Origin of the sequence: Paenibacillus sp. FSL K6-4396, assembly GCF_038002525.1 — a bacterium.
GTDB lineage: Bacteria > Bacillota > Bacilli > Paenibacillales > Paenibacillaceae > Paenibacillus > Paenibacillus amylolyticus_B.
Genome location: NZ_JBBOCR010000001.1, coordinates 238146 through 261922, shown reverse-complemented (window position 1 = coordinate 261922; position 23777 = coordinate 238146). Strand labels below are relative to the sequence as shown.

Below are 23777 nucleotides of genomic sequence, written 5' to 3'. Positions count from 1 at the left end.
GGGAGGGCTCTGCCTGTTGTATACCGTTGGACAACTATCCAAACATACCGGAGTATCCATCCGAACACTGCATTATTATGAGAAGCTGGGTTTACTGCGACCGGCCCGTAACGAGATCAATCAGTATCGTTTATATGGTGAAAAGGATATTTTACGGCTTCAGCAGATTACCATTCTGAAGAAAATGCATTTTAAATTGAATGAGATTGGAGAATTCCTCGATCAGGATGCTGCTCGCTCCGAACCAGAGAGTACTCTCACTTTATGGAATAATACGTTGGAACAACAACTGGCCGTCGTCAAGGAACAGCAGGAGAGATTAAGCAAGGTCGAGCATCTTCTTTTTTCAACCATATATGCCATCAGAGCCTCCGGTACAATCAGTCTGGATGAGATGTTGGGTTTCATCCGTGAACTGGATCAGCCTCCGAGCAGGTTCCGTCAAGATGTTTTTACACCTGAAGAAATGGAATCGTTACCTCTGAATAATCAGAACAATTCACTATCCATGGAATGGGCCGATATTCTTAAAGATATTCATACATGCAAGATGGAACCTCCGGATTCCGAAGCCTCACGATTACTGGCCATCCGAATCTCTGATTATGCTGAAAGGACTTTTCAAGGGAATGCAGAATTGGCAGAAAAATATTGGGATTATATAACCCCAGAGGATGATCAGTCAGCTCGTGTATATGGTATGACAACGGAAACCATGCGTTACATCGAAATGATCCTGGATCGATGGGCAGTCCAGAATCCTGATGATCAACAATAAGAGCCACTTCGAAAAGTGGCCCTTGATCCATTCCCTCTTTATGCTTCGTTACGCCTCTTCCCAGAAGCGTCGCAGGTTGTCCATGGCGATTTTGGATGCGGATTTGCATTCCTCCATACCCTCGAACTCCACCGTAATGTTGCCATCATAGCCGGAGTCTTTGATCAACTTAACAATTTTACGAATCGGAATGTCCCCTTGTCCAACGATGGCCCCACGCAGGAAGTTGCCATAGGCTGTCGTGAACCATTCACCCTCACCCGGATGCTCATCATAAGGACGGAAGTAAAAATCTTTGAAGTGGACCAGAGAAGCGTACGGCAGATTTTTCATGACGCCGATGATCGGATTCTCATCCACACACATGAAGTTGCCAATATCGAGTGTTGTTTTGAAGTTCGGACGGTCCACAGCATGCAGCACACGCTGCACCCGGTCACTCGCCTGCACGCTGAAGCCGTGATTCTCAATGGTTGTGGTGATACCAAACTGCGCAGCATAGTCCGCAATGATCTGGCTTCCCCGCACCATCAGCGGCAGATGGTCCTCGAACCAGGCGATGGTCATCTTCTCCTTTGGCAGGGTAAACGCCGTGACGTCATGACGCATATGTTTCACACCCATCCGGTGTACCACATCCACATGCCTTTTGACCCGGGCCATCTCTTCTTCAAACGCCTCTTCCGTCTCCTGCACGAAATTGGCTGGCATCGAATAGTTGGACAGTTCAATACCTGCAGACGCTGCCCGTTCCCGAATCGCATCCGCCAGATCGTGATTATCCTCCACGGTATAACCGTAAGGTACCATCTCCATATGCTCTCCACCGTTCGCCGCAATCCAGTCGATCACATCCAGCACCGTCATCTCACCGGAATTCAAATCGTTCAACAAACTGTACGTGCTCAGGCCCACTTTCATCTGCTCAGCTCCCTATCGATATTGTTGGATGAATCGAACCGCCTTACGAATGTCCTGCTCCGGCTGATTCCCTACCTCGCGCTCAATCGTCAGATAACCGGTGTAGCCAATCTCCTGAAGCGCTGCAAAGTATCCATCAAAATCAACGCCACCCTCACCCAGAGGAACCTCACGAAAGAACGTTCCGGACGAGACCATCTCGGCAATTTTTTCGTGATCCATAGGCGCATAACCGACCGCTCCGTATACGTCTCGTGGGTCGACTTCCTTCAACCGCACACCATCCTTCACATGGGTATGTACGATGTAATCCTTAAGCAGACGAACGCCCTGCGCCGGATCATCTCCAGTCACCATCACCATATTTGCCGGGTCAAAATTCACCGATACCCCGTTGGTCGACAGTGTATCCAGGAATCCTTTTAAGTCAGCAGCCGTTTCCGGCCCTGTCTCAATGGCAAAATATGCGCCAACACTTTTGGCGTACTGACCCAGTTCCTCACAAGAAGCATGCAGCGTGGCATAAACTTCCGATGAAGGGTCATGTGGAACAATGCCGATATGTGTTGTGACGATGTTGGTACCCAGATCGAGGGCCAGATCCACGATCCGCTTCGATTTCTCCACTTTCCACGGATTATCTTCCTTGACCTGAAAACCATGTCCGCCAAGGTCACCAACCAGTGCTGAAATTTCGAGACCCAGCGAATCGATGTAACTCTTCAGCTCCTTGCGCGCCGCAGGTGACAAATTTTCAGGGTCCATCTCTCCCTTGACGGCGTATATCTGCACACCTTCTGCACCTACGTCTTTCGCCTTGTTTAACCCTTCCCGCACACCTACGCCAAAGCTATCCACGATGACACCGATCTTATTCGTTAATTTCATGTCATACCTCCTGAAGATTACGTATTTGGATTCACTGGAACAAGTTTCACTGACTTAATTTCATACGGTTTGAATGTCAGTTCGAATGTGCCGTTCGGACAAGCCAACGGATGGATCTCATCCTCCAGCAGATTAATGACAGACGCCTTAATTTCTCTTTTAACCCATTCGACCTGTACCGTTTCTCTACCTCCTGAGGACTCGTAGAAACGCAGAACCGTTCCCGAGCCGTCTTCCGCGGGTTTGATTGCATCCAGAATGACATGCTCACTGTGGAACTTAACCCAAGCATGTTCAGCTGGCAAGTGACCTGAAGACGGGCTCGCTACAACAACTTCCACCGGATGATTAAGCTCCATTGCGCGGCGAACGACAGCAGCTTGTCGCCAATTCCCCTGATGTGGCAGGAACGAATATGTGAATTCATGTTCGCCCTGATCGGCATGTTCATCCGGCCATTTCGGGGCGCGAAGCAGGGACAGGCGGATCGTCCGATCCTTGATGTCGTATCCGTACTTGCAATCATTCAGCAAACTCACACCACTGTTACCCTCTGAGATATTCGCCCAGCGATGACCGCAGACCTCGAACTGCGCCTGCTCCCAACTGGTGTTGTTATGGGTTGGACGCTCCAACGCTCCAAACGGGATTTCATAGGCTGCTTTGGCTGCCACCAGATCCACCGGAAATGCCACCTTGAGCAGCTTATGACTCTCATTCCAGTTCACTTTCGTATGGAAATCAACACGCCGCTGGTGGTGATGCAAAATGATATCCTGGCTGATCTCCGATTGATTCAGCTTCCACACATAACGCAGCACATCTCGCGTAGCTCCGCGCTGCACAACCTCTCTGGAGATCAACTGCACCACACCTGCCCGCTGCGATTCAAACCGTGGATCGATATCCCAGGCATCCCAGTACGTCGGCTTATCGTGGAAAAACTGCCACTCATTCGCCCGATCACCGGGCTTCAGCCAGTCGCGTCCTACCGTTTTGTCATACCACTTGGTGATCTCTCCCAAGTCGTTGAACTCAAGCGTGTAAAATTCGGTTTCCCATGTGGAAGGGAAAGTTTCTTCTTCCCTTACTGGAAGGATAACATCCGATGCCTCACGCAGCCATATGGTTGTATACCCAAAAGCAGGAATCGATGGAACATGCACGAGCAGCGTATACTTGTCTTCCTTTTGCTCCAGATCACAGGCCAGACGGTTTCCTTGACGATCAAATGCAGCCAACTCAGCGAGGTGAGCACCCCCTGTGATGGTGATGTTTTCTCCACGTTCCCAGCCGAGGCTGTTAAATATAATGTAGGGAAGACCATCAGCTTCATCGGTTGCAATGTTCTCCGCAAGGATATCCAGCGTTTCTCGCAGTGCGGATGTACCTAATGTAAATACCTTCGTGTACTCCTCGGTGGACGTTACGTATACTTCAGGAATCGATGTTCCCGGAATAATGTCATGGAATTGGTTGAGCATGATCAGCTTCCAGCCTTCATCCAGGTCATTCTTCGTGTGTACAGCGCAAGCTTTGGCAAATTGCCCCCAGATCTCCGCTTCCCGGTACAATACCTCTGCCTTTCGATTGCTACGTTTGTTCCTCGCATGGGTCGTATAGGTTCCCCGGTGTAACTCCAGGTACAAGTCCCCGTGCCACTTTGGCAACGTTGGATTATTGGAAGATATGTCTTCAAAAAAAGCGTCTGCCGTGCTGAATTTGCTGATTGGCTGCCCGACCATCAAGTGGGATCGCTCTGCAAACTCCACCATCTCATTCGTCACACCGCCGCCACCATCGCCATGTCCGTAGAGCAACATCTGCTCGGGATGCACATCCTTCTGTTTGTACGATTGCCAATGTTCATCCACATCTTTGGGCCGCGTATGCTCATTCACCCCATGATTCAGATAGGCAAGCACTGAAGTTCCATCAATGCCTACCCAGTCGAAGAGGTCATAAGGAAACGCGTTGGTGTCATTCCAATTCAGCTTGGTGGTCATAAAATAAGGAATATTCGCAAGCTTCAGCATCTGCGGCAAGGAAGCACAGTAGCCAAAAGTATCGGGCAGCCACTCAATGTTGGAGCGTCTGCCAAACTCCGCCTGGTAGAAGTTCTGTCCATACAGAATCTGCCGGACCAACGACTCGCCACTCGGAATGTTCAGATCCGGCTCCACCCACATGCCTCCGACCAACTCCCAGCGGCCTTCAGCAATGCGTGCTTTAATTCGCTCGTACAGCTCCGGGTAATGCTCTTTCACGAAGGCATACAGCTGCGGCTGGCTCTGGGAATACACAAAATCCGGATACGTGTCCATCAAGGTACACATGGTCGAGAACGTGCGACTAGACTTGCGAACCGTCTCTCGCACAGGCCACAGCCAGGCAATATCAATGTGGGATTGTCCAACCAGATGCATGAAGCCACTTCGATATTCCTCCGGGTCTTCCTGCTGTACCGACTGTACCAGTCCATGTTCAAAATTCTGTATCCATGCTGCATCAGTCCAGCGGTCCGGATTATTGTACATCTCATCCATCACCTGGTGAATGGCCTGAACAAGTGCCATCCGCTTGGGCTCCTTCTCGTTATATGCCCGGAGCGACTCGGCGAGTACCGTCACGCTATACATCAGGCTCTGCAAGGGCTGATTGATATGAACCAATGCTGTACGGATGCCCTGAATAGGCGGCTGAATCACAGCTTGTCGATTGAGTGGATCATGCGGCTCCGGGATCGGGTCGTAGAGTTCAATCTCCAACTGCGGCGTATTCCCTACTCGACTTCTCGGAAGCGGTACGAATCCGTGATTCCGATCCAGTCCGTGATAAGGCAAGCCATTCACCTTCAGCAGCCCTTCTCCTCCAGTCTCAAAAATCAACCCAATGGCTTGATCCTGCCAACTGTCCGGAATCTCCACACGTTTACTCAGAAAATACGTCGTTCCGTGTACGCTGTTCAGCGGATTCAAGCTCTGCATAGCCTTGTCTGGACGCTCATCTTTATGTTCATATCCCTGCTCATACTCGTATTCCCCTGGCCGAATGTACCGGGCCTTCTGCATATGCCATTCTGGAAGCTCAATCGTATCCAGCCACTGCGACCGGTTCATATCCTCAATGAATCGTTGAATCCGAATCATACCTCCACCCCCACCTTCTGAATGTGCAGACTGCAAGCGGTCCAGTCAGCAGAATTGCGGCCAACCATGAGCCTGAATTCACCCGGTTCTACGACAGACTGGAGACGGGAGTCGATCAGTGCGAGGTGTTCTTTTTGCACAGGGAATGTAACGGTATGAGTCTGTCCTGGCTCCAGATGGATTTTACGAAAACCTTTCAGTGACATTTCAGCCCGAGTGACCGAAGCCGATACATCCGTGATGTACAATTGCACAACTTCACTTCCCGCAACCGCTCCAGTATTCGTGACTTCAACCATCACCTGTGCTTCATCTTCTGGCCCGATCACTTCCGGTACTACCCTAACATTCTCATATGTGAATTCGGTGTAGCTCAGTCCATAGCCGAACGGATACTGCGGTGCAAGGTCCATCTCCAGATACCGCTTGCCACGCGTGCGCTTGGCATGATAGTAGACCGGAAGTTGCCCAACATGCTTGGGAATGGAGACGGTAAGGCGGCCAGATGGATTCACATCGCCAAACAGAATATCTGCGATGGCGTTACCACCTTCCTGCCCGGGGTACCACGCTTCCACAATGGCATGGACATGCTCATCAATCCAAGGTTCAGCAATGGGGCGGCCGTTAATATACACCACGATAACGGGTTTCCCCAGCTTATGAACCTCCTGCACCAGCTCCAATTGAACACCCATGAGATTCAGGGAAGCCCGGTCAATGCCTTCGCCGCACTCCATATCATTCCATGGGTCATCGGTTACCACGGACGCTCCTGTCCGCAAGTCGATCGTGTCTTCACCAAAATCGCGGGCGCTGGAACCACCCATCACCATCACGATGACATCGGCCTGTTCCGCACAGGCGAGCGCTTGCGCAAAGCCCTCTTTGGAATCGCCTTTAATCCGGCAACCCGGTGCGTACAACACCTGACCCGAATCCACGCCAAGCTTGCGCGTAATACCATCCAGTACGGTGACGATCTGTTCTCGCGGCTGTGGCGAGGTATAGTCCCCAAGTTGGTTATAGATATGGTTCGCATTCGGACCAATGACAGCTAACTTCGTACCTGTTTTGGAGAGTGGCAATGTCGCCCCTTCATTTTTCAGTAAAACAATCCCCTCTTGCGCAACTTCCCTCGCCAACTGAATATGATCCTCACATCCGATGACCTGCTCTGCAAAGTCAGGATCTACAAAAGGCTGCTCGAATAACCCGAGTCTGAATTTCATCTCCAGCACCCGCCACACAGCCAAGTCCAGGTCCTTCTCTTCGATCAGTCCCTGCTCCAACGCCTGACCAAGATGTTTGCGGTACATGTACCCGGACATCTCCATATCTACCCCAGCCTGGAGGGACTGCGCTACGGCCTGCTCCCCGTTCTCGGCGGTGTTATGTCCATGAACCAGCATCTGAATGGCGCCAAAATCAGTAATCACAAACCCATCAAAACCCCACTGCTCACGCAGCAGGTCATTCAGCAGATACGTACTTGACGTGCAAGGGACGCCATCAATCTCGTTATACGCGGTCATCACGGAGCAAGCCCCGGCTTCCACTGCTTTTTTGAACGGCAACAGATCTATTTCATGCAATTCACGTAATCCCATATGAACTGGAGCAGCATTACGTCCACCCTCTGAGCTGCCATAAGCCGCAAAATGCTTAAGTGTCGCCACAATTGTCTGGTTGGAATCGAGGCGGTCACCCTGTAGTCCCTTCATGGCTTCTACTGCAAATTCACCAATCAGGTATGGATCTTCGGCAAAACATTCCTCCGTCCGTCCCCATCTCGGGTCACGCACCACATCAAGCACCGGGGAATACGTTGCTGCTCCTCCCTGGCTCCGGGTCTCCACAGCGATGGCTTCACACATCTTGCGGTATAACTCCATATTCCACGTGCTGCCCACCGTTAACGGTACGGGGAAAACTGTCGCTCCAATTGCCATATGACCGTGGGAGCACTCTTCCCCGAACAAAATGGGAATGCCCAGTCGGGAATGCTCCAAGGCATACTGCTGGATGACATTCGTGGCAACGGCTCCTTGTCGTGGTGTCAGACCTGTCTCCAGCGTTACTTCAGTCCATGGATCGGCCCGAAGCACACCATACAGAGAACCGACTCCGCCCTGTTCCATGTCCGCTTCGAACTCTTCCGTGACCTGTACTGTGCCATCTGCTGCCTTCACATACGTCTTCCAGCCCATCGGCTGTATGAGTTGTCCAATCTTCTCTGCCGTTGTCATCCGTCCGATCAGATCCTGAACCCGCTCCTGAATGGGAAGCGAAGCATCTTTGTAGTCCATATGCACATTCTCCTTATACGTTCGGAATTAGTTAGGCTCGTGCACTTACATCACATGGCCTTACGGTAGTCACTTGGCGCTACACCCACCACGTTCTTGAAAGCCCGATTGAAGGAATTATAGTTGGTATATCCCACTTCTTCACTGATTTCCTGAATGGCCTTATCGGTCTCCTGCATGAGCAATTTGGCTTTTTCGATGCGATGACTAATGAGCAGATCCACGAACTTCTCCCCAATCTCATCCTTGAAAAGCTTGCTCAGATACTTCGGATTAATATCGAATCGATCACTAAGGTAGTTCAGCGACAGATCGGGATTATTGTAATGCTCTTCGATGTATTTGCGAATCTCGAGAATATGAGATCTGTGTTTACGCGAACATTGCAGCGTCTTCATCTGTAGGGCCAGTTCCCGGAACCCTTCCCAGCACAGCTCACGCAAATCGTCTAACGTCTCCCAGCCCTCAAGCCTTGGGAGAAGCGGGGTGAATATAGCGGCCCACGAATCCTGGTACTCCCGTGGAAGTTCGGCGAACTCCCGATTGTAATGTTGAAATAACAATTGGATCGTATTCATAATCTCCTGACGGGACAGAACGGACTCACTGATTTGTTCAAACAGTCTTTCAAAATGCTTTTCCCACACATCGTCCGATAGACGCATCGCCTGTACCAGCAGTGAGATGGTCTTCAGGAACTCATACACATCATTGGTCGAATTCGGTACATCGCTACACGGAATGATGCGATTTATCCCCAGTACAGCCTTGTACTCCAGCGCGTGCACAGCTTCTTTCAATGAAGCTCTCAACCCCCGAATATCGACAGCAACCCGGCCCACACCAATGGTCACGGTGAAGTTCAGATACTGATCGATTCTGTCCAGATAACCAGCCAGCAATCGATGCTCCGTCTCCTCGGCCTGTTCCATGTCCGGCATCCAGAGGATGGCGTACAGACGCTGATCGGAGATCCATTCAGTCCATACTTCCGTGCCTTCATGGCGTGCACTCTCTTGCAGAATACTGGACAACACGAATTTCAGGAGGGATTGGTCCTGATGATGATACTCCGCCACAAATGCATCATACCGATCCATTTCAATTACCATGACGGCCCAACGATGCTCCAGCTCAGGCAGCTTGAACTTCTTCATCTCTGCTGTCAGCTCCGTGCTCGTAAAGTCTCGTGTGCCTTCAAGCAACTCCTGAAAGAACATCCTTTTCTGCAAAATCAGATTCTCTTCATGCTCCTCCTGATATTGTCTCGTCTGATCAATCATGCGTTCCAGCGTGGTATGGATGAAACGGAATTCATTCTCTTTGCCATAGTTCAGTCCGGATTGTTTCTGCGAAGAGACAGTCTGAATTAACGTGACAATCTGCTGAATCGGCTTGTAGTTTCTGCGGGTCACATAGATCACCCACACCACGCCAATCAACACAACCACTACAGCAAAGGCAAACCAGATATTATAAAATTGCAGCGCCCATTTGACGATTTTTCCGTTATTGAGACCTGTCTGCACCTTCCAACCGCTATAACTCGACGTAAATTCGGAGAAGACTTCTCCCGATGTGGTTTTAGTGGAAGCTGTAATCCCTTCCGGCATGCTGCTATCCCACAGATTGCCGCCTGAACGGTTGAAGATGTTTACAAACGTAAATTCCGGATCATACATCTGCATGATGGACTTCCTCAGGGTACTCAAGTCCACATTGGTGACTACCAGTCCTTTGCCGTTCCCTACACTTCGCACAATCGTAATCACCTGCTCCGTCGCTTGTGAAGGGAAAGCCCGGAATGCTCGTGCCCCTGCCCACTTTTGTTCATCCCTCGTCCGGCTATCTGCAATAAAATCTGCATCCGGGAACTCTTCAATGGGAACAGCCTTCCCGTTACTGAAGACCGTGCCATCTCCATATCGAACGAGATATATCGAATCGATCAGCGGATACTCTATTTTCAATTCATCAACTACCTGGACCGCCTGAATGCCGGCATACACATCATCGCTGCCAGATACCGAGAAATAATTCTTCAAGTTAGGGTTGGTCAAAATCTCACGCAGTACCTTGAAGTCAATGGAGCGCAAAGAGTTGTCCAGATATTGTGTGACCTGTGAGGCCAGGAATTCATTGGCCTTAAGCGCTTCTCTACGGTTCTGTTCATTGAAGACCTGGAAGAAAATAAAGAATAGAATGGTCGTCACAATAAAGAAAACAGGCAGATACGATAACAGCAAACGTCTAAACCAATTGTTGTTCATCTCCGAGATCCCCCCACCATTACTGTTCATGCTGAATGACGACAATCATTTGTGCTGATCGCTAATTTTCCATAAATATTCAGTACATTATATCGGATGACGTGGGGTTGTCATAGGAGAAGACTGTCCCGGTCACGGGTGACAGACGGGACAGCCTCTATATTGAATCCTTCAACAATTATTGATTCTTCTCAATGGCGCGCTGGTAGATCTCAAGATAATTACTCAGCCCAAGACCATCGAAGCCTTTGACATATGCATCCCATTCCTTATCAATGCTCTTGCTACCGATAATGAACTGCGCCATATTTGTCTGCACATAATCCTTGATGGCCGTAGTCAGTTGTGCAGCTGATTCCGTATCCTCTGGACGGATAAACACGTTCGCAGGGTATACTTCTTTTGGTGCATAGGGTTCATACACATTGGTAGCTTGCGCCAGACGTGTACCATAACCCTCTGCTTCTAAAGGATTCTGCCCTTCGGCAAACAGATTACGGAACGAGTTGGACAAGTCATGCGCTCCGATCTGTGACCAGCTCTCGTTCACAACAACGTTCGGATCACGCTCAGGCAGGTTGTAGTAGCTGTATTTGGCCGGCTCGCCATTGATGTTTTTCTCATCAGCATCTGCCTTCTTCCAGCCCTTGCCTTCGGTTGGTCCATACTCCGCGTACAGCGCACCTTCTTCACTGAACATGTAATCTACGATTTTGATGGCGGCAATCTGCTGTGCTTCTGTCGCTTTGTTCGTGATGGCAAACTCAAACTCACCCACGCTCTGTGTGGCGCCTGTTGTCTGCACGCCATCCGGCCCTTTCAATGGAGGGACAATATCCCAGTGCTGGTGACGAGTGATGTCTTTGTCATAGGTATTTACGAGATAGCTGACCAGCGCCGTCGTAATGGAACCTACCACTTCATCGCCTTCTTTGTTCCCCAGCTGTCCAATCGCCTGATCGTTCTGCGTGAAGGAAGCTGGATCAATCAGGCCATCTGCATACAGCTTGTTCATGTACTCCAGCCCTTTCTTCCATCCTTCCTGATTGGCGGCAAAACTCACCTTGCCATCGTTCACGATCAGGTACTTGTCGTTGTCATTGTATATGAAACTATTCATCAGATAGGCATCAATGTTGCCATTCCATACATACTTGTTCGGTGCACCCGTAAGTGGAATCTCGTCCGCTTTCCCGTTACCGTTGGGATCCTGTGTCTTAAACGCCTTCAGAACGGTATACAGTTCATCGGTTGTTGTTGGCATTTTCAGACCCAGATTATCGAGCCATTCTGTGTTGATCCAGTATTTCTGTGCATACGTACAGTGGTAACATTCATTGAAGATCGGCAGTGCATAGATGTTGCCATCCGGCGCCGTAATGGCTTCTTTGAAGTATGGCTTCTCTTCCATAATCTTGGTCAGGTTCGGACCATACTCCTTAATCAGATCTTGTAGCGGAAGGAACACGCCCTGTTTTCCATAGGTTTGAAGGTCTGAGGTGGTGAACTTGCCGTGAAGAAACACTTCGGGATAATCACCACTGGCCAGCAGCAATTGTCTGCGATCCTGCAAGGCGTCCGTTGGGGCCAGATCCCATTTTAGGGTAACGTCGAACTTGTCTTCGATAAATTGGGTGAATTCATTCTCTTCCATGGACGCTTTGCCTTGCGGAGCAAAGAGGGTCATAGTTACAGGACCGCCGCTCTCCCCGCTACCGTCGCTACTTCCACCCGACTCCTCGGATGAACTGCATGCGGACAACAAAGCCATCGAAGCAAAGACCAGAAACAACATCGAAATCCAAGATTTTCTCAATCTGACTCCTCCTTTTTGTTCATAACGGCAAATTATTGACTTGTACTGCACGTGTATAAAATCGATCCCGGAAGCCGGCGTGTTCCTTCCACCTCCTTTCAAGAGGCAACCGGGCTTAACTCACAAGGATTAACCTTTCAGGGAACCAACCATGACCCCTTTAACAAAATGTTTCTGTACAAATGGATACATGATCAGAATGGGAATACTTGCGACAACGATCAGTGCATATTTCAACACCTGCTCAAACCCTTGATCCCGCATCTGTTGGCTGGTATTGGCGAGCATCGCCGGATCAGCCGCATTCAGGATGAGCAGATTGCGAAGCACGTATTGCAGAGGGAACAATTTCTCGGAACGCAGGTAGATCAGTGCATCAAAGTACGCATTCCAGTGACCTACGGCATACATGAGTGTCATGACTGCCAGAATGGGCTTTGATAAGGGAAGAACTACGCTGATCAGATACCGGATATCCCGGCAACCGTCCATTTCGGCGGCCTCCCCGAGTTCTTCCGGGATGGAAGATTGGAAGAAAGTCCTTGCCACGATGACCTGGAATACTGCGAGCGCCCCGGGCAGCCACATCGCCCAGCGTGTATCCAGCAAGTGCAAGTCCTTCATCAAGAGGTAGGTGGGGATCAGACCGCCATCGAAGAACATTGTGATCATCATGAAAATGATAATGGCTCCTCGTCCGTAGAATGACTTACGGGACAAGGGATACGCCAGCATGACAGTCAGCGTCACGTTAATGAACGTGCCCACCACGGTATAAATGATCGTGTTATAAAAACCGAGCATAAGCTGTTGGCTTTTGAAAATGGAGATGTACGCCTTGATGTTAAAGTCGACCGGGAACAGCCACACCTGGCCGGATGTCACGGCTCGTGAAGAGCTGAACGAAGAACTGATGATATACAAGAGCGGGTAAAACACCGTTAGAAGTATGGCGAACAGAAAGATGTAGTTAAGTGTCATGAAAATGCGGTCACCAAGCGGGTCCTTGATCCGGTTACGATTAATCAGGTTGAACATGGATAAGCTCCTCCTTTACCACAAGCTGTTCTGGGATACTTTGCGCGATATGCCGTTGACGATAACCAGCAGGATCAAGTTGATAATGGAGTTAAAGAACCCTACTGCCGAGGAGAAGCTGAAATTGGCTCCGATCAGACCCACCTTGTACACATACGTGGAGATGACCTCCGAAGCGCTTGTGTTGAGTGGATTCTGCATCAGGTATATTTTCTCAAAGCCCACGCCCATAATGCTGCCCAGACTCAGAATCAGCATGATAACCGTGACTGGAACGAGTGTTGGAAGGTCAATGTGCCATATTTTCCGAAGCCTTGATGCGCCGTCCATCTTTGCTGCTTCATAGAGAGATGGATCAACACCAGCAAGAGCTGCGATATATATGATGGATGAATATCCCATGCCCTGCCACACACCTGACCAGACATAGATCGATTTGAAGTATTCCGGAATGCCCATGAAGTTGGTCATTGGGAAGCCGAGCAGTGTGAACAGCTTGTCTACCACGCCCACATGTGGGGAGAGCATCAGAATGATAATGGATACCATGACAACGGTTGAGATAAAATGCGGAGCGTAAGTGACCATTTGCACGGTCTTCTTGAAGTAACCCGTTCGAATCTCATTCAGCGCCAGCGCCAGCAGGATGGGAATAGGGAAACCCGCAATTAAGGAATAGAAGCTAATGCCTATCGTGTTTTTGATTAACAGCCAGAAGTTTGGAGATTGGAAGAAGGCTTCAAAATGTTTGAATCCAACCCACGGGCTTCCCCAGATTCCTTTGACCACACTGAAGTCCTTGAAGGCAATCTGGACACCCACCATAGGGATGTACTTGAAGATCAACAGATACAACACCGGGGGCAGCACGAGCAGGTAGAGCTCCCAGTGTTTCTTGAGGCTTTTGATGAATGGATGCTGCCGCTTGGGCTCCACATGTTTCCTCTGATGGAGTTCCATCTTGGCGGGTATGCTTTCCGTAGCTCGACTCATTTGCGTCACTCCTTCTACACCTCAAGTGTAATAATACATTACATTTACATCCCTTAAACATCCTTTTTTCTGTTCTTAATTCCTTGTCAAACCTAATTGATGTAAACATTCATATCAGGTAGCGCTTTCTTAATTTGATAGTACATCGCACGGTAAACTTTTATCAATTTGCAATTTTCTCCGACTTCTCTTTATTCCATAAACCCTTGTGTGACAAGCAATTTGGAGCTGTTTTTGGTGGGATATATGTTCCTTATGTATGAATATAAAAATTCCGGAGGTGGTTATACCTCCCCCGGAATTGACATGGCTTTCTATGCGCTTGTGACCAGCCTGAACGTATGTGTGATCGGCGCTTCATTGGTTGTAGCGGATTGTGGCAGTTCCACGAGAAGTCCGTCTTCCGTCTGTTGATACGAAAGTACGTCATCGCTACCGACGAGTTCGATCCGCTCTACCTTTTCCAGATAAGGAATGATTAACTGTGGTTGTACGGTCTCATTCTCGTTTCGGTACAAACGGAAGGCATATACGGTGTTGATCTCTTCCTTCTGCGTGAAGGCCCAATCTTTCGTAAAATATGGCCCGCAGATCCGGGTTCCATAGACACCTTCTCCATGAGTACCCAGCCATTCACCGAGGCCCTTGATGCCTCGAATTGCCCCTTTTGGCAGACGCCCATCGGGTTGTGGTCCTACATTCAGCGCCAGGTTACCACCCTTGGACACCACTTCGAGTAGAATATGTGCTAGCTGTCTTCCCGTTTTATACTGATCATCGAATCCGAAGGCAAAGGAGTTTCCTACGGTAATACAGCTCTCCCATGGAATGTTCATCGGATGTTCCGGTATGGTCTGCTCAGGGGTAACAATATTCTCATACGGTCCACCTACAGTGCGATCTGCGGACAGCAGCCAGGGCTGAGTGGTCTGACGCGCCCGGTCCACGACTTCTCCAAGCCTGATATCCTGACCATGGCGACCTTCACGCACCCAGCCGGCATCCAGCCACAGACATTCGATCCGCCCGTAATTGGTCAGCAGTTCCATGATCTGCTCATGTGTGAACTCCACGAATTTCTCCCACAGCCACGGATACTTATGGGGATCATACGAAGGGCCGCGCCACATATGACGTCCACGCTCCATACCCGGTGCCCAGTAATACGGGGTATGCCAGTCCGCTTTGGAGAAATACGCTGAGATGCCGAGTCCTTTAGCCCGAAAAGCGTCAAACAGTGCTCGACAGATGTCCGCATACTTATGGGTATGAAAAGGCGTGTCCTTGCCCGTAATCCGGTAATCGGTTGTCTTCGTATCCCACATGCAGAAACCATCATGGTGCTTGGTGGTGAACAGGAAGTATTTGAACCCGTTATCTGCCGCCATCTGTGCCCATTCCTCAGGCTGGAAACGAATCGGATTGAAGGTTTTGTTGAGATCGAAATATTCCCGTTTAAAGTCTTCCATGTCATCCGTCCAGTCGATGTCATCACGCGACCAATCGCCATCCTCGTCGCTCAGCGCCCAGGACTCCACGAGACCAAGCTGGGAATACGGCCCCCAGTGCATCATCAGCCCCAGCTTCTGGTCCTTGAACCACTCCAGCCGTTCATTCAGCAGCGGTTCCTCCGGTCTGATCCACTCTTCCTCTTTGCTAAAATTGTGCACCCCGGCTTCGACAATCTGCTCTTCCTGCTCCAGTACGGTTTCTTTGGTTTCGCTCATCCTGTTTCATCTCCTTTGGATTAGATAAAAGATAAACCTTGCATGTTACGCCTGGTCACTCCGAGTGCAGTACCATCTTTCGATCGCTGTTATCCCCGGATTTCTTTGATTTCACTTTATAATTGTTGGAAATCCGGTGATAAAGGCGAGCGCTTCGCTTCTTCAGATTGGTTCTGCACTCTCCGTTTTGGCGTAAACGCTAGTTTAACTGTTAAGGGGCGTAGTAACTTTGTATTTCGATTGCGGTGCGATCTTCAATTCCTATGAATCCCTTACTTCCTCCTCTTGCCTCTAGAGGAATATAAACTGGCTGACCTTCGCGGAGGGGTAGGAAATTTTCTAAGGAACACAGGGCGTCTTATTCAGCCTTTTGATCCTCTTTTTGAATTGTAAGGAACATCAGACACGTTATTTCCCGAAATTAGCTTATAAAAACGCTGTAAACTGCTGTTTATTCTGATATAGCGTGTGTCAGGTTCCTTAGATTTCTGCTAGCGCTTCGAATCCTTGAATAAGACGCCTCAGATTCGTTAGCGCTCGCTCCCTACTCTGCTCCAACGGCGAGCGGAGAGGACGCATCCACGCCCGCCCTGAGCGGAGCTTTTCATTGAAAGGGAGCGAAGTACTCATAACTTTTAATGCCACGGGAGTAGTAAAGTATCAACGTAGCCTAACAACGCCATGCAATGATCCTTTTACAGCGTGATTTCGCGGCCTTGGCGTGCCGATTCGTAGATGGCACAGAGCATTTTCATCACTTCGACACCATCCTCAACGGGGCTAAGTGTTTCTTTGCGGCCCTGTGTACTATCGATAAAATGGTTGATTTCATTGCGGAAAGATCCCATAAAATCGAAGGATTTGAAATCCACCTGTGGAGTCATGTTCAAAATGGTGTTGAATTTCTCGCCAATAATCGAAATTTCCGGTTCCAGCTCGGCACCGCCTTTGTCGCCATAGAGTTTGACCGAAGTCTCATCTGCTTTGGCATGGAGCGTGAAACTTACATCCACGAGCAGGCTCGCGCCATTTTCGAAACGAATCAGGGCATTTGCCATATCCTCAACAGTGTTCTGTTCCACGTCATAGTCTGCCGCTTTGTAGAACGACAGATTGTTAATGTTCGAGCGGTTCCCCAATCGGTTGGACACGTTAGCGGAGACGGATTTCACCTTCGGTCTGCCCATCAGATACCAGCAAATATCGATTACATGCACACCGATATCGATCAGTGGGCCGCCGCCGGAGCGGTTGATATCGGAGAACCAGCCACCTGGATTGCCCAAACGACGCAGACTGGAGGCTTTGGCATAATAGATCTCGCCCAGTTCACCCTCGTCGATAAATTTCTTCAGAATCTGTGCATTGTCACTATAGCGGCGAACAAAACCAACTTGCAGCAGTTTTCCGCTACGATGAACGGCCTTCTCTACCTCGAGGGCATCCTCCACCGTTTGGCAGAGTGGTTTCTCACATAACACGTTTTTGCCTGCGTCCAGAGCAGCAATGCTAATCTCAGCATGGGAGTCGTTCCATGTACAGATGCTGACGGAATGAATCTCAGGCAGTGCGAGAAGTTCCTTATAATCGGTAAACACATGTGGTGCATTATATTTCTTCGCCACTTCTGCGGCACGTTCTGCATTCAGGTCGCAGATGGCATATATTTCAACGTCAGGGTTACTGGCATAGGCTTGTAAGTGGCAATCGGATATGGATCCGGCACCGATGACGGCGACTTTCAATTTGGACATAGAGCTGATTCCTCCATAAATAAAATTAAAGTTCTGCAGAGTAGACGTTCCGGTTGCGAATCGTTCTTCCGATCACTCTTATCCCCAGATTTCTTCACTCACCTTTTTGCAAAGGGGAAATCCGGGGATAAAGGCGCACGCTTCGCTTCTTCAGAATCGATTTCGCCCCCTCCACTACTTTTTCTGAATGAATTAACTTTCTTTTTGAGCCATACATAACAAGTCATATTTCATTTAAAACAAGGACTCAGCCCTATGCCTCTTCCCATAGGCGGCGGACATTATCCATAGCAATGCGTGAGGCGGTTTTGCAATCCTCCATGCCTTCAAATTCAACCGAGATATATCCGTCATACCCGGATTGTTTTAACACACGGATAACTTCAGGCATGTTAATATCGCCATGGCCCACAATGGCACCGCGCAGGTAATTGCCATGCGAGGTTTGGAACCAGCCTTCACCGGGGTTCCGGTAGGAAGGTCTCCAATAGAAGTCTTTGGCATGCACAATCGACGCGTACGGGATATTATTTTTCACAGCACTCACCGGATCTTCATCCACACAGAGGAAATTGCCAACATCCAGGGTAGTCTTGAAGTTCTCCCGCGCCGTTTCGTGGAGCAAACGCTGAATTCGCTCACTCGACTGCACATAGTACCCATGGTTCTCAACGCTGGTTGTAATTCCAAAACCCGCAGCATAATCGGCTATTCGCTGACAAGCCTTCACCAGTACCGGCAGGTCGATCTCGAACTGTGCTACGGTTCCTTCTGGTGCGGGGCGGAAAGCCACGTCATGACGCATCAGTTTCACACCTAACGCGGCAGCCACATCCACATGTCGCATCACATTCTGGATCTCTTGCTCCAACGCTTCGGCGTCCTCCTGCACAGCAAAGTTTGCGCCGATAGCATAATTGGAAATATCGATTCCTACCTCTTTTGCCACAGCTTTAATCTCATCAATCAACTCCGGATGTTCGATCAGACTGAATCCCATTGGAACAATCTCCACATGTTCCCCGCCCTGATCGGCGATCCAGCGAATGGCATCCGGTACGGTTAATTCTTTACGATCCAATGCTTGTTGCAGACTGTAGGTGCTGAGTCCAACTTTCATTTTTCCTCATCCTCTCCTGTAGTTGCTGTCCATACCCAACGTATACCTTTTTCAGGTGAACACGACAATTGCCAATAATCGTTTGGCTCACCTATTTTCCTTTTCCTAGCCCAAATCCGGTGTATCCACGAACGTAACGGCCAGATCAGCCGTCTCGTGGAGTTCAAATACAGTAATTTCATTCTCACCTTCGCGAAGGAGTGGGGCAGGTACGTACCATGTTTTTTGCGGTCCTTTATTCCAGTAGCGACCCAGATTGAATCCGTTTACAAAGACAACACCTTTGGTCCAGTTATCCAGTCGCAGAAAAGTATCTCTTACACCCGTTACTTGAAAACTTCCCCGGTAAAAGGCTGGCCCTCCCCCCACTCTCTCTCCTTCTTCATCCCCTGCCGAAAATTTCTCGCTAAATCGCAAACCCGACAGATCAGTTAATGGCAGACAATGAATCGTCCAATCGAATAAAAATAGAAAGCCATGTCGCACCCCCTCCGTAATCCCCTTCGGATCTCTCAGGTACGGGCCATAGTTGATTCGCCCCATATTTTCGACAAGGATCAATAGTTCTGCACCCTCTGGCGGCACTTCAAAGGTAACCGATACTGCTGTATTTCCCCGTTCGAGCACACCCTGAAATTGCCCATCAACAAACACAAGCGCACGGTCACGAACCTCCTGAACCACCAGTTCCTGTCGCTCCCTGGGCCCGGATATTCGGGTTTGATAACAAATAAATCCATAATCCTGACCCAGCTTCTCCATCGGTTCTGGATTCGTGCGTTGCACCGGGGCTGATATCCGGTCCAATTGTGTAAGTAATGACGCCTGCTGCTTCAATTCCACTCGCCCATAGGCGAATGTCCCCTTCGATTCAGGCAACACGAACTCATCCAGATCTTCATCGCTATACCGAGCAATAAGATCACGTACGGCATGAAATTTTGCTGTCGGCTCCCCGGATTCACTGAGCAGTGAATCGTAGTCGTAACTTGTAATCGTTGGTTCGTATTGATCCTTCTGCTGACAGTTCGCCCCGTTGTAAAATCCAAAGTTTGTTCCGCCGTGGAACATATAAAAGTTAACCGAAGCACCTGCCCGGAGCATCTCCTCAAACACACCAGCCACATCTGCAGCTTCTCGGGTGTGATGCGACTCGCCCCAGTGGTCAAACCAGCCGTTCCAATACTCCATGCACATTAAAGGTCCATCCGCCTGATATTCACGCAGCTTGGCAAACGCTCCCTCCGTTCCTGATCCAAAATTAACTGTAGCCAGATGCCCCGGGATTGATCCCGCTTGCAGCATGTGGTCTGTCGGTCCGTCCGAGGTAAATAACAACACATCCATACCGCGTGCTACCATGCCATCACGTAAATATTGCAGGTAACTCGCGTCGTTCCCGAAGCTGCCGTACTCATTTTCAATTTGCATTGCAATGATCGGCCCGCCATGGGTGCTCAGAAGAGGTTTCATTTTGGACAAAAGCACATCATAATAACGATCCACATTCGCCAGAAATTTTGCATCATTACACCGAAGACGGATATCATCAGCTGCAAGCAGCCAGGAAGGTAATCCGCCAAATTCCCACTCCGCACATATATAAGGACTCGGACGTACAATTACATGCAGACCCACAGCTCCTGCAATGCGAATAAAACGTTCCAGATCAGCCATGCCTTCAAAACAATACTGCCCCGGCTGCGGCTCATGGACATTCCACGGCACATACGTTTCCACTGTATTGAAACCGCAGGCTTTCAGCTTAATTAGTCGATCCTCCCAATACTCGGGGACCACTCTGAAATAATGGATGGCACCGGACAAAATCCGAATGGGCTCGCCATCATACATAAATTGTGAACCTTTATACGTTAGCAACGCCATTTTACAACCCTCCCCGCTCGCTCAGATATATGCCTAACCCGGACAACGTAGGATACCATCTGGATTCATGAATGGTTAATCGCATCCTTCTCGATGTGACCTGTGGGAAACAGCAAATTCGTTTATACCCCACCACCGTCCCCATGTAGAACGCCTCCCAACCCCCATCTGCCCTCTGTGACTCCAGTGTAAAACGCTCAATCCGTTGGCCTATCTCGATATGTTCCATCAGCACCACCCGGTCAAACGTCGTTTCCTCCTGCAAATCCAGCTCGATCCAAGCCTGCTCCGTTCCTTCACGAGGACACCAATACGTATCCCGTCGTTCCGTCAGCACCTCCGATACGACATGTTGTTCATCCATCGTCTCCGATGCTGTTACCAGCGCCTGCAAGGCCAAATTTTCCTGGAAAATAGCACGAAGCGAATCTCCCAATTCCTGTAGTCGCTCCACATCCCATTCGTGAATGAGACCACGCGTATCCGGTGGCAGATTGAGCAAAAAGGTGGCATTTCCCCCTACTGCACCGTAATAGACGGCGAGCAGTTCTTCCAATGTTTTGACCTGATCATCCTCACTGGCATGATAAAACCATCCCGGGCGAATGGAGGTATTCACCTCGGCAGGGTACCAGATCAATTGCTCACCTTGGGAACGAATGACCTCTCGGCTTCCCAAATCACGGTCCTGTGTATTAATCCTTGTGGCAAACTCACCATCATCCACTTGCTGCGATTGCTCTTGAATCTTCTCATTATCCTGCATATGCGCGGGCACAACGCTCCATTCCGATTCCCGCGTATGCCCCGCTTCATTGCCACACCAGCGAACATCCGGGCCACATACCGAGATAACAGCTTCGGACTGGAGTTCACGAATAAGCGCATAATAGGCGTCCCAGTCGTAGATCTGTCTTTTGCCATTCGGACCCTCACCACACGCGCCGTCAAACCATACACAGAAGATGTCGCCATAATTCGTAAGCAGCTCGCGTAACTGATGAAGGAAAAACTCGTTATACCTCTCGGAATCTCCATAAGTGGCTTCATGCCGATCCCAAGGAGACAGGTACACGCCAAACTTCAATCCACCCTCACGGCAGGCATCGGCGACTTCCCGAACCAAATCCCCCGCACCATTCCTCCATGGACTGGCCGCGACCGTATGCGCTGTATACTGGCTTGGCCACAAACAAAATCCATCATGATGCTTACACGTCAAAATCAGCCCCTTCATCCCGGCAGCCTTGCATGCCTGCACCCATTGCGCTGCGCTTAGTTCAGAAGGATTGAAGATCAACGGTTCTTCCTCCCCAGTGCCCCATTCCCGATCCGTGAAAGTATTTACCGTAAAATGAATAAAGGCGTAAAACTCCATCTCCTGCCATCTCAACTGGCGTTCGGATGGGCTGACCTCTGCTGCGAACTTGATCCATTCGGCTGCTTGCATGTCATAGTTCATGGCGTATCACTCCTTTTATTTCGTGCGTTTCTATGTCACTGGACCACCCTTGCTTTTTGGATCGTTACGGATTACATTACTGTCCATGAATGGCAGTGATGCCTGTAATAACTGCTGCTTGGCTTGAGCAATAAGCTGTGAATCTGCGGGATGGTCAAAGCTTCCTTCACCGCGTACGCCTGATCCCATATGGATCTCCGTGATGCCCGTCTGACTCACTAGCGTTTCAATCCCCTCTATGGTGACCCCCGACCCTGCCATGACAGCGATGTTCAAGGTTTGCCCCAGTTCCTGAAGCTGTTTCAGCTCCAGTATGGCTTCAGGTGCTGTCCGTTTCCCTCCCGATGTAAGCACACGCTCCACATTGCCCAATGTGTTAATGGCCTTGAGCGCCTCAGTCAGACTTGCACTTTGATCAATTGCACGATGAAACGTAACGCCCAAACCCTCAGCTTCGGCCATACATGATTGCAAGCTGATGAGATCTACTCCACCCTCTCCCGTGAGGGCACCGATCACAATGCCAGCGGCTCCAAGTTCCTTCGCCACGCGAACATCGTAGGTCATGGCGTGCATGTCATCTGCGCTATAGCGGAACGAGCGACTGTGGGGACGGATCATGACATACACCGGAATGGAAACCTGGGACACGACATGCTCCATAACGCCATAACTTGGAGTAAGCCCCCCTTCAGACATCGCAGACACCAGCTCAATCCGATCGGCCCCTCCCTCCTCAGCTGCCTTGGCATCTTCCACATCCACAGCAATGACTTCCAATACAGGCTGTCTTTCCATAAGGATCGCTCCCTTCACTTCATTGAAAATTAGTCCAGCGTAATAAGGTGCTCATCAGCAGGCATGAAGTCGTAAGTAGATACTTCCGAAAGTATAATCCTGTGTTCTCACCCGACCCTCGCACCGTTAACCCGTATCGTTACCCATCACTCGAACTGCACACAGCCTGATCCATGACATAAAGGACCGACTGAACGCTTCATCAGCGCTCCTGCGATCCTTCTTCATCATTGTGGGCAACGGTCAGCTTCCAGATCGCAATCCGAATAGGTCGACCTTCCTGAAAGATATATTGTTCGTAGGCAATGATCTTCATGAATGGGTTCTCCTTTGGGATCGCAATGGGGGAGCTGGCAAATAGAGAGTGCAACGAACATAAATACTTTACCTGTTTTTAATTTTGTTATTTTTGTTATTTACAATGTTATTATTTATTAGCAATAGTCTAAAACGTTAGGATCAGTACGTCAATACAAAAAAGACACCCGGAGGGTGTCTTCATGTCTTGGATAACCTTCTGGTTATCCGAGCTTTTTCTATTTTCTACGCCGAGCCTTCGTCATTCGATTAAACATAATCAGTGCCGCAATAATCATGGCTATCATGGCAATATTACTCGCCACTTCTTGTGATAGTCCGAAAAGAACTCCCAGGTTAGTCACCAGGCCTCTTACAATCAGCGCCACCACAACCAGCAGGATTGGACTCAAAAAATTATAATTTCTCATTCCTCGCAACACCCCTGACCCCATTGTTCAGAACTACGAATCTCATAACACTATCATAACAGTAGCTATTCTGTGTTACAACAAAGGACACCCGCGTACAGTGTCCTTTGTCATATACCAACGTATTCTGCTTTGGATG

16 protein-coding genes are annotated in these 23777 nt (G+C 49.5%); 1 reads left to right on the top strand and 15 read right to left on the bottom strand.

Features of this window, described 5'->3' with window-relative positions; genetic code table 11:
- Positions 1 to 16: 16 nt before the first annotated feature.
- Positions 17 to 778, top strand: a complete 762-nt coding sequence (locus tag MHB85_RS01205) for a MerR family transcriptional regulator (RefSeq protein ID WP_307540647.1) — start codon at positions 17 to 19, stop codon at positions 776 to 778.
- A gap of 48 nt (positions 779 to 826) precedes the next feature.
- On the opposite strand, the gene MHB85_RS01200 is transcribed toward MHB85_RS01205, so the two are convergent.
- The 15 genes from MHB85_RS01200 to MHB85_RS01130 form a co-directional block, all read right to left on the bottom strand.
- The gene (locus tag MHB85_RS01200; protein WP_091012111.1) at positions 827 to 1699 is read right to left on the bottom strand and encodes a sugar phosphate isomerase/epimerase family protein; all 873 of its coding nucleotides are present in this window, start codon (positions 1697 to 1699) and stop codon (positions 827 to 829) included.
- Between the two features lie 12 nt (positions 1700 to 1711).
- Positions 1712 to 2587, bottom strand: a complete 876-nt coding sequence (locus MHB85_RS01195; RefSeq protein ID WP_091012110.1) for a sugar phosphate isomerase/epimerase family protein — start codon at positions 2585 to 2587, stop codon at positions 1712 to 1714.
- A gap of 17 nt (positions 2588 to 2604) precedes the next feature.
- The gene (locus MHB85_RS01190) at positions 2605 to 5736 is read right to left on the bottom strand and encodes an alpha-mannosidase (protein ID WP_341072249.1); all 3132 of its coding nucleotides are present in this window, start codon (positions 5734 to 5736) and stop codon (positions 2605 to 2607) included.
- Positions 5733 to 8045 (bottom strand): glycoside hydrolase family 3 N-terminal domain-containing protein, encoded by a 2313-nt coding sequence (locus tag MHB85_RS01185; protein WP_341072248.1) that lies wholly within the window; start codon positions 8043 to 8045, stop codon positions 5733 to 5735. The genes MHB85_RS01190 and MHB85_RS01185 overlap by 4 nt, the downstream gene beginning before the upstream one ends.
- Before the next feature lie 50 nt (positions 8046 to 8095).
- Positions 8096 to 10315, bottom strand: a complete 2220-nt coding sequence (locus tag MHB85_RS01180; protein WP_341072246.1) for a helix-turn-helix domain-containing protein — start codon at positions 10313 to 10315, stop codon at positions 8096 to 8098.
- 178 nt (positions 10316 to 10493) lie between these two features.
- A complete protein-coding gene (locus MHB85_RS01175) occupies positions 10494 to 12131 on the bottom strand; it encodes an extracellular solute-binding protein (protein ID WP_192136189.1) in 1638 nt (545 codons plus the stop codon).
- Positions 12132 to 12260: 129 nt separating this feature from the next.
- Positions 12261 to 13169: a carbohydrate ABC transporter permease gene (locus MHB85_RS01170; protein ID WP_091012102.1), complete on the bottom strand. Its 909-nt coding sequence runs from the start codon at positions 13167 to 13169 to the stop codon at positions 12261 to 12263.
- Positions 13170 to 13184: 15 nt separating this feature from the next.
- The gene (locus MHB85_RS01165) at positions 13185 to 14162 is read right to left on the bottom strand and encodes an ABC transporter permease subunit (RefSeq protein ID WP_192136190.1); all 978 of its coding nucleotides are present in this window, start codon (positions 14160 to 14162) and stop codon (positions 13185 to 13187) included.
- Positions 14163 to 14476: 314 nt separating this feature from the next.
- Positions 14477 to 15889, bottom strand: a complete 1413-nt coding sequence (locus MHB85_RS01160) for an alpha-L-fucosidase (RefSeq protein ID WP_192136191.1) — start codon at positions 15887 to 15889, stop codon at positions 14477 to 14479.
- Positions 15890 to 16584: 695 nt separating this feature from the next.
- The gene (locus MHB85_RS01155; protein WP_192136192.1) at positions 16585 to 17643 is read right to left on the bottom strand and encodes a Gfo/Idh/MocA family protein; all 1059 of its coding nucleotides are present in this window, start codon (positions 17641 to 17643) and stop codon (positions 16585 to 16587) included.
- A 253-nt stretch (positions 17644 to 17896) separates the two neighbouring features.
- Positions 17897 to 18763, bottom strand: a complete 867-nt coding sequence (locus MHB85_RS01150) for a sugar phosphate isomerase/epimerase family protein (protein ID WP_192136193.1) — start codon at positions 18761 to 18763, stop codon at positions 17897 to 17899.
- A gap of 105 nt (positions 18764 to 18868) precedes the next feature.
- The gene (locus MHB85_RS01145; RefSeq protein ID WP_192136194.1) at positions 18869 to 20650 is read right to left on the bottom strand and encodes a glycoside hydrolase family 35 protein; all 1782 of its coding nucleotides are present in this window, start codon (positions 20648 to 20650) and stop codon (positions 18869 to 18871) included.
- Between the two features lies 1 nt (position 20651).
- A complete protein-coding gene (locus MHB85_RS01140) occupies positions 20652 to 22112 on the bottom strand; it encodes an alpha-L-fucosidase (RefSeq protein ID WP_244661152.1) in 1461 nt (486 codons plus the stop codon).
- Between the two features lie 30 nt (positions 22113 to 22142).
- Entirely contained in the window at positions 22143 to 22910 is a 768-nt protein-coding gene (locus MHB85_RS01135; protein ID WP_192136195.1) for a copper homeostasis protein CutC, read from the bottom strand.
- Between the two features lie 536 nt (positions 22911 to 23446).
- Positions 23447 to 23620: a hypothetical protein gene (locus MHB85_RS01130; protein ID WP_244661153.1), complete on the bottom strand. Its 174-nt coding sequence runs from the start codon at positions 23618 to 23620 to the stop codon at positions 23447 to 23449.
- Positions 23621 to 23777: the final 157 nt, after the last annotated feature.

Excerpts from the sequence above, each read along its gene's own strand:
- MHB85_RS01155 (WP_192136192.1), bottom strand. The coding sequence starts at position 17,643 with ATGTCCAAATTGAAAGTCGCCGTCATCGGTGCCGGATCCATATCCGAT.
- MHB85_RS01190 (WP_341072249.1), bottom strand. The coding sequence starts at position 5,736 with ATGATTCGGATTCAACGATTCATTGAGGATATGAACCGGTCGCAGTGG.
- MHB85_RS01200 (WP_091012111.1), bottom strand. The coding sequence starts at position 1,699 with ATGAAAGTGGGCCTGAGCACGTACAGTTTGTTGAACGATTTGAATTCC.
- MHB85_RS01185 (WP_341072248.1), bottom strand. The coding sequence starts at position 8,045 with ATGGACTACAAAGATGCTTCGCTTCCCATTCAGGAGCGGGTTCAGGAT.
- MHB85_RS01140 (WP_244661152.1), bottom strand. The coding sequence starts at position 22,112 with ATGAACTATGACATGCAAGCAGCCGAATGGATCAAGTTCGCAGCAGAG.
- MHB85_RS01145 (WP_192136194.1), bottom strand. The coding sequence starts at position 20,650 with ATGGCGTTGCTAACGTATAAAGGTTCACAATTTATGTATGATGGCGAG.
- MHB85_RS01160 (WP_192136191.1), bottom strand. The coding sequence starts at position 15,889 with ATGAGCGAAACCAAAGAAACCGTACTGGAGCAGGAAGAGCAGATTGTC.
- MHB85_RS01135 (WP_192136195.1), bottom strand. The coding sequence starts at position 22,910 with ATGGAAAGACAGCCTGTATTGGAAGTCATTGCTGTGGATGTGGAAGAT.
- MHB85_RS01165 (WP_192136190.1), bottom strand. The coding sequence starts at position 14,162 with ATGAGTCGAGCTACGGAAAGCATACCCGCCAAGATGGAACTCCATCAG.
- MHB85_RS01170 (WP_091012102.1), bottom strand. The coding sequence starts at position 13,169 with ATGTTCAACCTGATTAATCGTAACCGGATCAAGGACCCGCTTGGTGAC.
- MHB85_RS01180 (WP_341072246.1), bottom strand. The coding sequence starts at position 10,315 with ATGAACAACAATTGGTTTAGACGTTTGCTGTTATCGTATCTGCCTGTT.
- MHB85_RS01150 (WP_192136193.1), bottom strand. The coding sequence starts at position 18,763 with ATGAAAGTTGGACTCAGCACCTACAGTCTGCAACAAGCATTGGATCGT.
- MHB85_RS01195 (WP_091012110.1), bottom strand. The coding sequence starts at position 2,587 with ATGAAATTAACGAATAAGATCGGTGTCATCGTGGATAGCTTTGGCGTA.